The sequence below is a fragment of the Curtobacterium sp. MCJR17_020 genome (assembly GCF_003234365.2).
In the GTDB taxonomy this organism is placed as follows: domain Bacteria; phylum Actinomycetota; class Actinomycetes; order Actinomycetales; family Microbacteriaceae; genus Curtobacterium.
This window is the reverse complement of sequence record NZ_CP126260.1, coordinates 2,864,612-2,879,077: the sequence shown is the minus strand read 5'-3', so window position 1 is coordinate 2,879,077 and position 14,466 is coordinate 2,864,612. Positions and strand designations below refer to the sequence as shown.

At 71.2% G+C, this 14,466-nt stretch carries 18 protein-coding genes; 12 read left to right on the top strand and 6 right to left on the bottom strand.

Annotated features, from left to right (window positions below; all coding sequences use genetic code 11):
* Positions 1-3: 3 nt before the first annotated feature.
* From DEJ14_RS13630 to DEJ14_RS13610, 5 genes are all read left to right on the top strand, one after another.
* Positions 4-1,287 (top strand): chloride channel protein, encoded by a 1,284-nt coding sequence (locus DEJ14_RS13630; protein WP_111084390.1) that lies wholly within the window; start codon positions 4-6, stop codon positions 1,285-1,287.
* A gap of 54 nt (positions 1,288-1,341) precedes the next feature.
* A complete protein-coding gene (locus tag DEJ14_RS13625) occupies positions 1,342-1,596 on the top strand; it encodes an antitoxin (RefSeq protein ID WP_502868763.1) in 255 nt (84 codons plus the stop codon).
* 134 nt (positions 1,597-1,730) lie between these two features.
* Positions 1,731-3,023 (top strand): aminotransferase class V-fold PLP-dependent enzyme, encoded by a 1,293-nt coding sequence (locus tag DEJ14_RS13620; RefSeq protein ID WP_111084388.1) that lies wholly within the window; start codon positions 1,731-1,733, stop codon positions 3,021-3,023.
* Positions 3,020-3,469, top strand: coding sequence for a Fe-S cluster assembly sulfur transfer protein SufU (gene sufU, locus DEJ14_RS13615; protein ID WP_111084387.1), 450 nt, complete (start codon positions 3,020-3,022; stop codon positions 3,467-3,469). The genes DEJ14_RS13620 and sufU overlap by 4 nt, the downstream gene beginning before the upstream one ends.
* A gap of 135 nt (positions 3,470-3,604) precedes the next feature.
* The gene (locus DEJ14_RS13610; RefSeq protein WP_111084386.1) at positions 3,605-4,072 is read left to right on the top strand and encodes a GNAT family N-acetyltransferase; all 468 of its coding nucleotides are present in this window, start codon (positions 3,605-3,607) and stop codon (positions 4,070-4,072) included.
* A gap of 29 nt (positions 4,073-4,101) precedes the next feature.
* On the opposite strand, the gene DEJ14_RS13605 is transcribed toward DEJ14_RS13610, so the two are convergent.
* A complete protein-coding gene (locus DEJ14_RS13605; RefSeq protein ID WP_181437430.1) occupies positions 4,102-4,533 on the bottom strand; it encodes a GNAT family N-acetyltransferase in 432 nt (143 codons plus the stop codon).
* A gap of 63 nt (positions 4,534-4,596) precedes the next feature.
* Here DEJ14_RS13605 and DEJ14_RS13600 point away from each other — a divergent pair, with 63 nt between their 5' ends.
* On the top strand, positions 4,597-5,166 hold the full coding sequence (locus DEJ14_RS13600; RefSeq protein ID WP_111084488.1) for a uridine kinase family protein: 570 nt from the start codon (positions 4,597-4,599) through the stop codon (positions 5,164-5,166).
* 24 nt (positions 5,167-5,190) lie between these two features.
* Here DEJ14_RS13600 and DEJ14_RS13595 read toward each other — a convergent pair whose 3' ends face one another.
* The 3 genes from DEJ14_RS13595 to DEJ14_RS13585 are packed head-to-tail and all read right to left on the bottom strand — an operon-like array spanning position 5,191 to position 6,578.
* Positions 5,191-5,766 carry an HdeD family acid-resistance protein gene (locus DEJ14_RS13595; protein WP_181437429.1) on the bottom strand — a complete coding sequence of 192 codons (576 nt, stop codon included), beginning with the start codon at positions 5,764-5,766 and terminating at the stop codon, positions 5,191-5,193.
* A gap of 52 nt (positions 5,767-5,818) precedes the next feature.
* Positions 5,819-6,061, bottom strand: a complete 243-nt coding sequence (locus DEJ14_RS13590) for a hypothetical protein (protein WP_111084384.1) — start codon at positions 6,059-6,061, stop codon at positions 5,819-5,821.
* Between the two features lie 52 nt (positions 6,062-6,113).
* Complete coding sequence (locus DEJ14_RS13585; protein ID WP_111084383.1) at positions 6,114-6,578, bottom strand: MarR family winged helix-turn-helix transcriptional regulator; 465 nt, start codon at positions 6,576-6,578, stop codon at positions 6,114-6,116.
* 62 nt (positions 6,579-6,640) lie between these two features.
* Between DEJ14_RS13585 and DEJ14_RS13580 the strand changes: the two genes are divergently transcribed.
* The 3 genes from DEJ14_RS13580 to DEJ14_RS13570 all read left to right on the top strand — a co-directional run bounded on the left by DEJ14_RS13580 (position 6,641) and on the right by DEJ14_RS13570 (position 8,987).
* Positions 6,641-7,009, top strand: coding sequence for a VOC family protein (locus DEJ14_RS13580; protein ID WP_111084382.1), 369 nt, complete (start codon positions 6,641-6,643; stop codon positions 7,007-7,009).
* Between the two features lie 66 nt (positions 7,010-7,075).
* Entirely contained in the window at positions 7,076-8,479 is a 1,404-nt protein-coding gene (locus DEJ14_RS13575) for an LLM class flavin-dependent oxidoreductase (protein ID WP_220036386.1), read from the top strand.
* 4 nt (positions 8,480-8,483) lie between these two features.
* The gene (locus tag DEJ14_RS13570; RefSeq protein WP_111084381.1) at positions 8,484-8,987 is read left to right on the top strand and encodes a GNAT family N-acetyltransferase; all 504 of its coding nucleotides are present in this window, start codon (positions 8,484-8,486) and stop codon (positions 8,985-8,987) included.
* 4 nt (positions 8,988-8,991) lie between these two features.
* On the opposite strand, the gene DEJ14_RS13565 is transcribed toward DEJ14_RS13570, so the two are convergent.
* Positions 8,992-9,579, bottom strand: a complete 588-nt coding sequence (locus DEJ14_RS13565; RefSeq protein WP_111084486.1) for a VOC family protein — start codon at positions 9,577-9,579, stop codon at positions 8,992-8,994.
* A gap of 117 nt (positions 9,580-9,696) precedes the next feature.
* Positions 9,697-10,452, bottom strand: a complete 756-nt coding sequence (locus DEJ14_RS13560) for an SGNH/GDSL hydrolase family protein (RefSeq protein ID WP_111084380.1) — start codon at positions 10,450-10,452, stop codon at positions 9,697-9,699.
* Positions 10,453-10,627: 175 nt separating this feature from the next.
* On the opposite strand from DEJ14_RS13560, the gene DEJ14_RS13555 reads away from it, so the two are divergent.
* From DEJ14_RS13555 to allB, 3 genes are all read left to right on the top strand, one after another.
* Entirely contained in the window at positions 10,628-12,187 is a 1,560-nt protein-coding gene (locus DEJ14_RS13555) for an NCS1 family nucleobase:cation symporter-1 (RefSeq protein ID WP_111084379.1), read from the top strand.
* 65 nt (positions 12,188-12,252) lie between these two features.
* On the top strand, positions 12,253-13,017 hold the full coding sequence (locus DEJ14_RS13550; RefSeq protein WP_111084378.1) for an aspartate/glutamate racemase family protein: 765 nt from the start codon (positions 12,253-12,255) through the stop codon (positions 13,015-13,017).
* Positions 13,014-14,438 (top strand): allantoinase AllB, encoded by a 1,425-nt coding sequence (allB, locus tag DEJ14_RS13545; protein WP_111084377.1) that lies wholly within the window; start codon positions 13,014-13,016, stop codon positions 14,436-14,438. Before DEJ14_RS13550 ends, allB begins: the two co-directional genes overlap by 4 nt.
* Positions 14,439-14,466: the final 28 nt, after the last annotated feature.

Sequence of the window (14,466 nt, the reverse complement as noted above, 5' to 3'; positions counted from 1 at the left end):
GACATGCCGCGCTCCGGACACGCGACCCCCGTCTGGGCGCTCAAGCTCGCCGTCGTCACCGCCCTGGTGGGCGTCTCCGGTGGGATCGCCGGCATCGCCGTGTGGCTCGCGCTGCAGCTCATCCAGTTCGTGGCGTTCGGCTACGGCTTCGGCGGGCACCTCGAGGCGGCGGACGCGCCGTCGGCGCTGAACCGGTTCCTCGCGCTCGTGGCCGCCGGTGTCCTGACGGGCTTCGCCTGGTGGGCGCTCCGGCGCTGGGGGCGCCCGATCGTGTCCGTCACCGCGGCGGTGGGCGGCAAGCGGATGCCCGCGCTCGCGACCCTGGCGAACGCCGGCGTGCAGATCCTGGCGGTCGGTCTCGGCGCCTCGATCGGCAAGGAGGTCGCCCCGCGCGAGGTCGGCGCCTGGCTCTCCCAACTCGTCACCCGTCGTGCCGGTCTCACCCCGCGCGAGACGAAGATCCTGGTCGCCTGCGGAGCGGCAGCGGGCCTCGCCGCGGTGTACGACGTCCCGCTCGGCGGTGCGCTGTTCGCCGTCGAGGTCCTGCTCGGAGAGATCAGCTTCGCCACGGCGCTGCCCGCGTTCGCCACGAGCGCCGTCGCCGCGTTCGTCGCCCGGCTCGTGATCCCGGACGAGGTGCTCTACCACGTGCCGGCGATGCACATGTCGCCGTCGCTGCTCGTCTGGGCGATCATCGTCGGGCCCGTCCTCGGCCTGGCCGGCGTCGGGTTCGTGAAGCTCACCAACCGGCTGCAGGGCATCGCTCCCAAGGGCTGGCACCTGCTCGTCGTGCTGCCGGTGGTGTTCGCGATGGTCGGGCTCATCGCGGTGCCGTTCCCCGAGATCCTCGGCAACGGGCGGGCGCTGGGCCTCGTCGCGATGAACGCCTCGCTCGACGACGGCACCGTCGCCGGCCTGGCGCCGATCGTGCTGCTGCTCCTGCTCGGCGTCGTCCGCACCATCACCACGTCGGCCACCATCGGTGCCGGCGCGGTCGGCGGCACCCTGACGCCCTCGATCGCGATCGGTTCGGCGATCGGCGGCGGCCTCGGTGGCGCGTGGCTCCTGCTCTGGCCGGCCGACGGCCCGGGCCTGGCGGCCTTCGCGTTCGTCGGCGCCGCGGCGTTCCTGGCGACCACGATGCGGGCCCCGTTCACGGCGCTCGTCCTGGTGGTCGAGTTCACGCAGGAGGGCACCGACATCCTCATCCCGTCGCTCCTCGCGGTGTCCGGGGCGGTCGCGGTCGGGTACGTCCTGGCACGTCGACGCAGCGCCCAGATGGTGTGAACACTTCGTCACGTTCCGGGACGGACGACGGCTCCGCGGCCTACCATCTGCGGCATGACGGAGCGACGGGCTCCGCACCGATCTGAGGAGCAGGCCATGGCGGGGTTCGACGACATCACGAAGAAGGCCCAGGACTTCCTGAAGGACAACAAGGTCCAGGACGCCCTGAAGAGCGAGAAGGCCGAGGACATCAGCGACAAGGTCCTCGGGGGCGTCGCCGACGCGGTCAAGAAGGCCACCGGCGGCAAGTACGACGACAAGATCGACGGTGCCCGCGACGCTGCGGACGAGAAGATCGGCAACGAGTAGCCCCACCGTGCGACGGCCCAGGACCCGGCGTGGTCCTGGGCCGTTCCCGTGCCGACTGGACGCCGTCGGGAACAACGGCCACCATTGACGGGTTGCTCCGGACAGCAACACCAGGAGGACGAGACGTGACAGTCGTGGCGCCGAACCAGCCGCTCACCGAGGCCGAGGTCGAGACGATCAAGTCGGACTTCCCGATCCTCGCGCAGGACGTGAACGGGCAACCGTTGGCGTACCTGGACTCCGGGGCGACGGCGGAACGCCCGACCCAGGTCCTCGACGCCGAGCGCCGGTTCCTCGAGCACGACAACGCCGCCGTGCACCGCGGCGCGCACACGCTCGCGGCCCTGAGCACTGATGCCTACGAGGACGCCCGTTCCACCGTCGCCGACTTCATCGGCGCTGCCGGTCCGAGCGAGGTCGTCTGGACCGCGAACGCCACCGACGCCCTCAACCTCGTCGCCTACGGCATCGCGAACGCCAGCCGTGGCCGCGGCGGGGTCGACGCCGCTCGCTTCCGCATCGGACCGGGCGACGAGATCCTGGTCACCGAGGCCGAGCACCACGCGAACCTGGTGCCGTGGCAGGAACTCGCCGCGCTGACGGGTGCGACCCTCCGCTGGGTCCCGGTCGCCGACGACGGCACCTGGACCGCAGAGGACGCCGCGGCCCTGATCACCGACCGCACCAAGGTGGTCGCGTTCGCGCACGTCTCGAACGTCACCGGCATGGTCGCCCCTGTCGAGCAGATCGTCGGTCTCGCCCACGCCCGTGGCGCACTGGTCGTCCTCGACGCCTGCCAGTCCGCGCCGCACCGGCCGCTCGACGTGCAGGAGCTCGGCGTCGACTTCGCCGCGTTCTCCGGGCACAAGATGCTCGGCCCGAACGGCATCGGCGTCCTCTGGGGCCGCAGCGAGCTGTTGAACGCGTTGCCCCCGTTCCGCACCGGCGGGTCCATGATCACCACCGTGACCATGCAGGCGTCGGAGTTCATGCCGGCGCCCGAGCGGTTCGAGGCCGGCACGCAGCCCGTGTCGCAGGCCGTCGCCCTTGCCGAGGCCGTCCGCTACCTGCAGGGCATCGGCATGGAGCGTGTCCGCGCGCACGAGGAGCACCTGGCCCGGCGCATGCTCGACGGCCTGGCTGCCGTTCCCGGCATCCGCGTGGTCGGTCCACCGGTCGGCGTCCCGCGATCGGGCCTGGTGTCGTTCGACGTCGACGGCGTGCACGCACACGACGTCTCGCAGTACCTCGACGCGCAGGGCATCGCCGTCCGCTCGGGGCACCACTGCGCCCAACCCCTGCACCGCCGACTCGGCCTGGTCGCCACCAGCCGCGCGAGCACCTACGTCTACACGACCGAGCACGACGTGGACCGGTTCATCGCGGCCGTCGGCGAGGTCCGCGGCTACTTCGGAGCGACCGCATGAACTCCCTCGACAGCCTGTACCAGCAGGTCATCCTCGACCACGCCAAGGCCCGGCACGGCGACGGCGACCTGCCCGACGCCGACGCCTCGCACTTCGAGCGCAACCCCACGTGCGGCGACGAGATCACCGTCCGCATCCGTCTCGACCCGGGCACCGACCGCATCGCCGGTCTCGCCTGGCAGGGCGACGGCTGCTCGATCTCGATGGCGTCGGCATCGGTCCTCACCGACATGGCCGTGGGCCGCACGGTCCCGGAGCTCCTCGCACTGACCGACGAGTTCCGCACGATGATGCGCTCCCGCGGCGTCGGCGAGCCCGACGAGGACGTCCTCGAGGACCTCATCGCCTTCCACGGCGTCTCGAAGTTCGTCATGCGGGTCAAGTGCGGCATGCTCGCCTGGGTCGCGGCGGAAGCCGCCGCGCGTGAGGCGACGGCGTCCCGCTGAGCCGGGTGCGGCTCGCGATCGCGACCACGTGACGGCCAGGAGGCCCGTGGCGGGCCCGCCACGCGCCTCCCGTCCGCAGCTGGTCGCCGACCGGGCCCAAAAAGGCTTGGATGGTATGCCTGTTCAAGGGGCGCGATGATCTTCGAGACGGAGCGACCCGGCGCAGGCCGGGCCGACGCGATCGTGCGGGCCTACCTGACCGAGGTCGCGTCGCGGTGGTACGGGCGGGTGGCGACGTCGGCCGAGGTCGACCGCGCGATGCTCGACGAGCCCTTCGACGACCTGCAAGGGGATTCCGGGCTGTTCGTCGTCGCCTCGGACGGAGGAGCGGTGGTCGCGTGTGCCGGCGTGCGTTTCGTGGGTGCCGTCGGTGAGCTGACGAAGGTCTTCACGCTGCCGGAGCGCCGCGGTCGGGGTGTCGGATCGGCGCTCCTGCGACACGTCGAGGAGGTCAGCCGGACGCGCGGGATCACGTCGCTGCGGCTCGACACCCGGGCTGAGCTCGCCGAGGCCTGTGCCCTCTACGAGCGGCTCGGGTTCGTGCAGGTCGCGCCGTTCAACGACGACCCGTACTCCGACCGTTGGTACGCCAAGGTGCTGTAGGCCCTGCTCAGGGGCGGTACTCGTCCCGCTCAGACGGGACGATGCGTCATGAAGACGTCGACGTCGTCCTCGGTGTCGACGACGAAACCGTGCCGTTCGTAGAGCCGGCGCGCGGCGCTGCCCTGCAGGACGTTGAGTCGCGCGGGTCCGGCGTGTGGTTCGTCGAGGACGCTCCGGAGCACCACCGAGCCCACGCCTCGGCCCTGGACGTCCGGCGCGAGGTAGAAGTGCTCGATCCACCGGGTGTCGGCGTCCGGACGCACGGTGATCGAGCCGCGATCACACCCGTCGACCACGACGACCCGGGTGTGCTCGGGCGCGAAGGCATCACGCATCCGCCCGCGGACCCGGACCGCGTCGAAGCGGCCGAGACGCTCCAGGTCGGCACGGAGGACCTGCGCACGCAGCTCGACGAGCCACTCGATGTCCTCGGGGATGCTGTTCCGCAGTGTGACGTCCACCCGTCGAGCCTAGGAGTCGTCGGCGCGGATCCCGTGCTGGTGATCGGCTCGTACGCTGGTCCGATGGATCAGCACGGTGTCATCGACCTCGTGGCGGCACGCCGCGCCTCGGCCGGGCACCCCATCGTCGTCGGCATCTCGGGGTACTGCGGCTCCGGGAAGTCCACGCTGGCGCGCAGTCTGGCCGGCAACGTGCCGGGCGCGGTGCGGATCCGTGGAGACGACTTCCTCGATCCGGAGCGGTCCCACCGGCGGTCGGCCGACTGGGACGGTGTCGATCGGGAGCGTCTGATGTCGTCCGTCCTCGAACCGCACCGGACGGGGCGAGCGAGCACGTTCCAGCGGTTCGACTGGTCGGTCCGGGCGCTCGGTCCCGCGGAGCCACTGCCGACGACGGACGTCGTGGTCGTCGACCTCATCGGCCTCTTCCACCCCGACGCGATGCCGCACATCGACGTGGCGGTCTGGTGCGACGTGGACCTCGACACCGCCGCTCGTCGCGGCATGGCCCGCGACCGCCGGCTCGGACGTGACCACGACGACCTGTGGCGGGACGTGTGGATCCCCAACGAACGCGACTTCGAAGTGCAGTTCGCCCCGATGGACGCTGCCGACGTCTTCTTCGATGGGTGACGGACCCCTGCGCAGGAGCTGCGGTCAGGCCGCTCGTCCGGCGGTCGTGGCGGATCGGTCAGCGCGTCCGACGGTGACCCCGAGGGCGATCTGCACGATGCCGAACAGGATCAGGAAGCCGGCGATGGCGACGACGGCCAGCGCTGCCCCGATGGACGGCAAGTTGATGACGAGCACGCCGATGACGATGCTGAGCACCGCGGCACCGATCGTCAGGGCACGGTTCGTCGGTGTCGGGGCGTAGAGCAGGGTGATGCCCTCGACCAGCCAGGCGAAGCCGATCACGAACGCGATCCACCGCACCCCGACTGGCGGGGCGACGAGCGCCACGATGCCCCCGGCGACGATCAGCGCCCCGAGGACGACCAAGCCGATGCGGCGGCCCGTGCCGATCCGGCGGGCGAACGCACGGACGACCATCGACAAGCCGGACACCAGCAGGTAGATGCCGAACACCCACGCGACCGCGAACAGCGTCGCGTGCGGGAGCACGAGCGCGGCGACACCGACGAGGACCGCCACGATGCCGACGATCAACAGCGCGGTCCGCAGTCGTCGGTCCCCGCCGACGTCGGCGACGGCGTCGTCCTTCAGCGCCATGGTGTCCGCCCTTCCCTGAGAGGATCTGGTCCTGCGCGCTTCTGCGTCAGGGCTACTCCTCGGAACCGCCCGTGTCCGGTGCCGATGCGGACGCATCGTTCCGCGCGGGGTCGGTCCGGCCGGGCGGGCGCGCCGGCCACGTGACGAGCAGCAGCACCGCGAGCGGGCCGAACAGCAGCGTCAGGAGGAACCAGGTCCACGCCGATCGGTTCCGGGTCCGCGCGAAACCACCGGCGAGCATCGCGACGCTGAGCCAGAGGCTCGACAGGTACAGGCTGGTGAAGTCCTCGTGCATGAACGGTTCCCCTCATGAAATACGTCAATGTCAGTGGCAGGGTACCGCGTGGTCAGACCGAGCCGACCTCGTCGTCGGCGGTTCCACGGAGGGAGCGCACCATGCTGCGCAGGGCGCCCCGCGCCGCCACCTGCTGCTCACCCGACAACCCCTCGAGCATCCGGACCTCGACACCACGGACCGCCGCACTCGCACGCTCGAGGCTCGCGCGGCCGCTCGCTGTCAACCGCGTCGGGAGCGCTTTGCCGACCGGTGCCTCGGTGGCCCGTGTCACGAAGCCGTCCCGTTCCAGGGCCTGCAGCAACACGTTCATCGACTGCCGCGTGACGAACGCGCCGCGTGCGAGCTCGGAGTTCGACAGACCGGGCCGCTGCGCCAGGAGTTCGAGGCACGAGTAGTGCGTCATCGTCATGCCGAGCGGGCGCAGCACTGCCTCCATCGCGGCGCGGAGGGCGCTCGCGGCTTCCTTGAGCAGGTACCCGAGGGACGTCTCGAGGTCGATTCCGTCTTGACTCATGTCAGGAGTCTGACATAGGTTGCTCTGTGTCAGAAGACTGACACGACACGAAGGAGCTCCACATGCCCGTCACCGGCCCCGACTTCATCTCCCTGCAGACCCGCGACCTGACCGCGTCCCAGGCGTTCTACGAGCGGTACCTCGGCCTCGTCCGCTCGCAGGCCGGCCCGCCGCACGCCGTCGTCTTCGAGACGACGCCGATCGCGTTCGCGCTGCGGGACGTCGTCCCCGGCACCGACCTCGACGCGGTGTCGCAGCCGGGTATCGGGGCGGCGATCTGGCTGCACGCGACCGACGTGCAGGCCATCCACGACGCTCTGGCCGCCGACGGCCACACGATCGTGTCGGCACCGATCGACGGCCCGTTCGGTCGGACGTTCACCTTCGCCGACCCGGACGGCTACCAGGTCACGCTCCACGACCGCGCCTGAGCTGCGGCCGTCACGCTTCGTCACGATGCACGACGAACGCAGTCGTCGCACGTAGCGTCGCCAATCGTGACCAGCAGCAGCGAGCCCCGGCAGATCCGCTTCAACGCGTTCGACATGAACTGCGTCGCGCACCAGTCCTCCGGGCTGTGGCGGCACCCGCGCGACCGATCGCGGGACTACCGCGACCTGACGTACTGGACGGACCTGGCGAAGACGCTCGAAGGTGGGGCGTTCGACGGCATCTTCATCGCCGACGTGCTGGGCACGTACGACGTGTACGGCGACTCGAACGAGGCCGCACTCCGCACCGGCTCGCAGGTGCCGGTGAACGACCCGATCCTGCTGGTGTCGGCGATGGCGTCGGTGACCGAGCACCTCGGCTTCGGGATCACGGCGGGGACCGCGTACGAGCACCCGTACCCGTTCGCCCGGCGGATCTCCACGCTCGACCACCTGACCAAGGGGCGCGTCGGTTGGAACGTCGTCACCGGCTACCTGCCGAGCGCTGCGCGGAACATGGGCCAGACCGACCAGCTGTCGCACGACGACCGCTACGACGTGGCCGACGAGTACCTCGAGGTCCTCTACAAGCTGTGGGAGGGCTCGTGGGAGGACGACGCGGTCGTCGCCGACCGCGAGTCCGGGGTCTTCACGGACCCGGCGAAGGTGCACCCGATCGAGCACCACGGCACGCACTTCGACGTGCCGGGCATCCACCTGTCCGAGCCGTCGGTGCAGCGCTCGCCCGTCATCTACCAGGCGGGCGCGTCGCCGCGCGGCATCCGCTTCGCAGCGGAGAACGCCGAAGCCGTCTTCGTGGGCGCACCGACCGTCGAGCAGCTCGCGTCGACCGTCGCGAAGGTCCGTGACGCCCTGGAGGCAGCTGGTCGCGACCGCTACGCCGCTCGCGTCTACACACTGCTCACCGTGATCACGGACGCCACCGACGAGCTGGCCCAGGCGAAGTACGAGGACTACCTGTCGTACGCGTCGGAGCTCGGTGCGCTGGTGCTCAACTCCGGCTGGATGGGCGTCGACCTGTCGCAGTGGGACCTCGACGAGCCGCTCGGCGACGTCGAGTCGAACGCGATCCAGTCGGCGGCCGCCAACATCGCGGCGGCGACCGGTGAGGACGGCAGCTCGTGGACGATCCGCGACCTCGCCCGGCACACCGCGATCGGCGGGCTCGGGCCGGTCGCCGTCGGCGGGGGCGCGACCATCGCCGACCGACTGCAGGAGATCCAGGAACTCACCGACGTCGACGGGTTCAACCTGGCGTACGCGGTGACCCCGGGCACGTGGGAGGACGTCATCGAGTTCGTGATCCCCGAACTCCGGGCCCGTGGGGCCTACCCGACCGGCTACGAGCCCGGTTCGCTGCGGCACAAGCTGCACGGCCGCGGTGACCGGTTGCCCGACGAGCACCGTGGGGCGTCGTTCAGGATCGGCAGCAGCGCGGTCGTAGGCTGACCGGGTGATCGAACCGTCCGTGTCCGTGCGTCCAGCGGCTCCGGACGAGGTGTCGGCCTGCGTCGACCTGTGGGTCGCAGCGGTCGCGGCACGGGACGGCGTTCCGGAGTCCGACGCGGTGCGAGCCCGCGCGGCGTCGAAGTTCGCCGTACCGCGCGTCGCACTGCTCGTCGCTGCCGGAGCGGCCGGTGCGATCGACGGCTTCGCGCTCGTGACGGCGCCGGGGTCCGGGCGTCCGACCGACCCGTCCGACGCCGCCTACCTGTCGCTGCTCGCCGTCCGCCCGGACGTGCAGGCGCGGGGTGTTGGCCGCACACTCCTGGCCGCGTCGGTCGACGCGGCGTCGGCGGCGGGACACCCCGCGGTGGTCCTGCACGCACTCGCCGGCAACGAGCGGGCGCTGCGGCTCTACGAAGCCGGCGGGTTCCGGGCGGACGGGGTCGAGTTCCCGCACGCCCTGACGGGCGGGCCGACGCGGACGTACATCGCGACGGCCCCGGCGCACTGAACGGTCAGACCCGCCACTTCGGTCGCGGGGCGTGGTCCTCGTACGACTGCCGACTCGGGTAGGTGATCAACTCGATCGTGGACCCCCACGGCGTTCCGACGTACACGAACCGGTTGCCGAACCCGCTCTCGTTGCCGCCCAGGTCCCGCGGGTCGGCGTACCGCTGGCCGCCCGCCGTCTCGATGTGCGACAGCGCGTGGTCGATGTCGTCGACGTAGAACGCCACGTGCTGCCAACCGATGTCGCTGGCCCGAGCTGCTGTCCGCTGGTCGGGACCGTGGTACTCGAACAGCTCGAGTCCCGGACCGTTCGGCAGCGCGAGCATCCGCAGCGCCCCCTGGGCCATGGTCTTCGGGATGCCGAGGCGGCGCTGGACGTCGGGTTCGCCGCGGAGCGGTTCGCTCCGGAGGAACCGGTCGTACAGGGGGACGGCGTCGAGTCCCAGGACGAAGAAGTCGGTGGCCTGGTCGATGTCGGGCACGGTGAGGCCGATGTGGTCGATGCCGTGTGCGGTGCTGGGGGTGCCCGTCGGGGTGGTGACGGTCGCAGGACGTGTCGCGGTGGTGCCGGATGGGCGTGGCGCAGTGTGCATGGTGCCGTCTCCCCTGAGTTCGGCTCGGACGTGGATCACCCGAGTAGAACGGCTGCGCGCGGGGGAGGACAAGCGGAGCGCGGGACGCGTGCGGAGAACCGCCGCGATCGTGCGTGATCAGTCGACGGGGGTCCACGCCGGGTAGGTTGCCGAGCGTCCGTCGCCCGAGGACCGTCGGGTCACACGACGCTGCACCCACGGCAGGACGTGCTCGCGGTAGTAACGGAGTTCCTCGGAGAGCCGCGTGCGACCGGTCTGTTCGGACGCCGGCTCGATCGGTGCCGGTCCGTCCTCGATCGCGTGCAGGGCGAGGTCGGCGACGCGTTGGTGGCCGGTCGCGTTCATGTGCAGTCGGTCGTCGGACCAGAACTCGGCACGGCGCAGGTGTGGATCACGGGACACGTCGACGAAGGGCAGGTCGTACCGGTCGGCGAGGTCGGCGAGGGCGTCCGCCCAGGCGTCGCCGCGCGCGTTGATGAGGCGTCCGAGGGGGAGCCGGGCGCTCGGGTCAGCGGGGCTCAGCAGCGCCAGCCGGACCCCGCGGCCCAGGACCGTGGCGACCGCCGCTTCGAGCGGGGCGATGAGGGCGTGGGCGTCGAACCGTGGCCGGAGCAGGTCGTTGCCGCCGGCGCAGAAGGTGATGAGCGTCGGGGTGGGGTCGAGTGCGAGAGCCGCGTCGAGCTGCTCTCCGAGGACCCCGGCGAGCAGGCGCCCACGCACGGCGAGGTTGGCGTACCGGACGTCCGCGTCGTGCGCGCGGGCCATGCCGCTCGCGAGTCGGCCGGTCCAGCCGGGGAACGGTACGGCACCGGCGTCGCCGATGCCCTCCGAGAAGCTGTCGCCGATCGCGACGTAACGGACGGTGTCAGGCATGGACGCATCTTCCTGCACACGCCTGTGCAGGTTCCGCGAGTGGGAACGAGCGTTTCAGGACGGCACCCACGACACACGACCGTTACACGAGGGAAACGGCGGGCGCGAAGAGGCTCCCTAGCTTCTGTGGTGGAGGCGATCACCGCCTCCCCACCCCACTCCCTCGGAGGACGCCATGGCTAGCGATCTCGTGACACCCGTCGCAGCGCCCCACGCCCCCACCACGACCGCCGCACCCGCTGGTGCCGGCGTCGTCAAGCCCGGGTACGACCCGGCGCTCACGAACGAGGACCTCGCCCCGCTGCGCAAGCAGAGCTGGACGAGCTACAACTTCTTCGCCTTCTGGATGTCCGACGTGCACTCGGTCGGCGGCTACGTCACCGCCGGGTCGCTCTTCGCACTGGGCATCGCGAGCTGGCAGGTGCTCATCGCCCTGGTGGTCGGCATCCTGATCGTGCAGGTCTTCGCCAACCTCGTCGCCAAGCCGTCGCAGCGCACCGGCGTGCCCTACCCGGTCATCAACCGTGCGGTGTTCGGGGTGCTCGGGGCGAACGTGCCCGCGATCATCCGCGGGCTGATCGCGATGGCCTGGTACGGCGTGCAGACGTTCCTCGCCGCGCAGTCGCTCAACATCATCTTCCTGAAGTTCATCCCCGCCTCGGCCGGCCTGCTCGACCACTCGTTCCTGGGGCTGTCGGCGCTCGGGTGGATCTCGTACGCGATCCTGTGGGTGGCGCAGGGGGCCCTGTTCTGGATGGGCATGGAGGCCATCAAGAAGTTCATCGACTGGGCGGGCCCGGCGGTGTACGTCGTGATGATCGCGCTGGCGATCTACCTCGTCAGCCAGGCCGGCATCGGCAACATCTCGTTCACGCTGTCGGTGGGGGAGCCGCTGTCCTTCGGCGCGTCGATCCCGGTCATGCTCTCCGCGGTCGCCCTGGTGGTCAGCTACTTCTCCGGCCCGATGCTCAACTTCGGTGACTTCTCGCGCTACGGCAAGTCCTTCGCGGCGGTCAAGCGGGGCAACTTCTGGGGTCTGCCGATCAACTTCCTGTTCTTCTCGGTGCTCACCGTGCTGTGCGCCAGCGCGACCGTGCCGGTGTTCGGCAAGCTCATCACCGACCCGATCGAGACCGTGCAGGCGATCGGCGCTCCGTTCGCGATCCTGCTCGGCGGCCTGACCTTCGTCACGGCGACGGTCGGCATCAACATCGTCGCGAACTTCATCAGCCCCGCGTTCGACTTCTCGAACGTCGCTCCGCGCAGGATCTCGTGGCGAGCCGGCGGCATGATCGCCGCGGTCGGCTCCGTGCTGCTGACCCCGTGGATCTGGTACGGCAACGACCAGGCCATCCTGTACACGCTCGGGGTGCTCGGCGCCCTCATCGGCCCGCTGTTCGGCATCCTGATCGCCGGGTACTACATCGTCGGGAAGCAGCGCATCGCCGTCGATGACATGTACACGAAGGACACCTCGGCCCGGTACTGGTACCGCGGCGGCTTCAACCCGAACGCCATCGGCACCCTCGTCGTCACCGGGGTGGTCTCGGTCGCCAGTGCGGTGCTGCCGCCCGCGCTCGGGATCCTGCCGGGGCTGAACAACTACAGCTGGTTCATCGGCTGCGGCCTGGGACTCGTGGTCTTCTGGGGCCTCGAGCGGGTCCGGCCGAGCATGCCGGAACTCGCCTCGGACGACCCGACGGTCGACGACGGCGCCGCCGTCGGACGAGCCTGAGACGCCCCCGCACCACCAGCGACACCCTTACCGCCCGCACCACCCGCGCCACCGGAAGGACCCCGATGCGCATCCGCGTCGTCAACCCGAACACCACCGCCTCGATGACCCGCTCGATCGGCGTCGCCGCCACCGCGGTCGCCGGCCCGGGCACCATCGTCGAGGCGGTGAACCCCACGATGGGCCCGGCGTCGATCGAGAGCCACTACGAAGAGGCGCTCGCGGTGCCGGGGCTCCTCGAGCAGATCGAGCTCGGGGAGCAGGACGGCGTGGACGCCTACGTCGTCGCCTGCTTCGGTGACCCGGGCCTCGACGCCGCGCGGGAGCTCGCCTCCGGGCCGGTCATCGGGATCGCCGAGGCGGGCTTCCACGCGGCGGCGATGCTCGGGCGCCGGTTCGGCGTCGTGACGACCCTGGCGCGGACGACCGGCAGGGCCCACGAGCTCGCCGAGCGCTACGGCTTCGCGTCGCTCGTCACCGAGATCCGGGCGTGCGAGGTCGCGGTGCTCGAGCTCGACGACCCCGCTTCGGGCGCACGCGCCCTGGTGATCGAGGAGTGCCGGGCCGTCATCGCCGGCGGAGCCGACGCGGTCGTGCTCGGCTGCGCGGGGATGGCGGACTTCTGCGCCGAGGTCTCGCGGGCGATCGGGGCACCGGTCGTCGACGGCGTCGCCGTGGCGACCGTGCTCGCCGAGTCGCTCGTGCGGCTCGGGCTCTCGACGGGGAAGCACGGCGAGTACGCCACCCCGCCGACGAAGGCGATGTCGGGTCTGCTGGCGGGCTTCGAACGCCAGCCAGCGGCGGCCGCGACGGTCGGGGCGGGCGCATGACGGGCCTCCCGGCCGACGGGGCCACCGAGTCCCGCACCGACGTCGACACCGACAGCGTCGCGGACCTCGTCCTGCGCGCGGACCGGGCCTGGATCGACGGAGCCTTCCGCCCCGCTGCGGTCGTCGTGCGCGACGGCCGCGTCGACACCGTCCTGCCGGTCGACGCCGTGGTCCGGGCGCTCGACGACCGCACCGTGCCGGACGACCAGGTCCTGCTGCCCGGCCTCGTCGACACCCACGTGCACGTCAACGAACCCGGACGCACCGAGTGGGAGGGGTTCGCGTCCGCGACCCGGGCCGCCGCACTCGGCGGGGTCACGACCATCATCGACATGCCGCTCAACTCGATCCCCGCGACGACGACGGTCGAGGCGCTCGCCGTGAAGCGCGCGAGTGCCGAGGGGCGGGTCGCCGTCGACGTCGGGTTCTGGGGCGGGGCGGTCCCCGACAACGCCGGCTCGCTCGGCGCACTGCACGACGCGGGCGTCTTCGGGTTCAAGTGCTTCACCGCGCCGTCCGGGGTCGACGAGTTCCCGCACCTCGACGCCGACCAACTGCGCGCCGCGATCGAGGAGGTCGCCCGGATCGACGCCCTGCTCATCGTGCACGCCGAGGACCCCGAGTTCCTGGTCGACCACGCCGCGCTCGGCGGGCACTACGAGGACTTCCTCGCCACCCGCCCGGTCGACGCCGAGCGGTCCGCCATCGCGCGGGTCATCGACGGCGCACGGGCCACCGGCGCGCGGGTCCACATCCTGCACCTGTCCGACGCCGGAGCGATCCCGATGATCCGCGCCGCGAAGGACGACGGCGTCCGGATCACGGTCGAGACCTGCCCGCACTACCTGTCGTTCGAAGCGGGGTCCATCCCGGACGGCGCGACCGAGTACAAGTGCTGCCCGCCGATCCGTGACGACGCGAACCGCGACGCCCTGTGGGCCGGCGTGCTCGACGGCACGATCGACATGATCGTGTCCGACCACTCGCCGTCGACCGCCGACCTCAAGGTCGACGACTGGGGACTCGCCTGGGGCGGGATCGCCGGCCTGCAGGTCGGCTTCCGGGCCGTCTGGACCGAGGCCCTCCGCCGCGGCGTCCCGCTCGAGGCACTGCTGCCGCTGTTCACGACCGGTCCGGCAGCACTCGTCGGCTGCACCGACCGCGGGGTCATCGCCCCCGGCGCGCTCGCCCACTTCGCCGTGTTCGACCCGTCCGCCACGGCGGTCATCGACGTGGCCGGCCTCGCACACCGCAACCCGGTCTCCGCGTTCGCCGGCCTGGAGGCCCGTGGCCGCGTCACTGAGACCTGGCTGCGCGGGCGCGTGGTGGCGTCCACCGCGTCCGGCGTCACCGCCGTCGAGGGGCAGCTCGTCGCTGCTCCCGTGACCGCGAACGCCCGGGTCACCGAAACACGTCTGTAACGATCGTTCCGGTACGCTCGTAACCGGA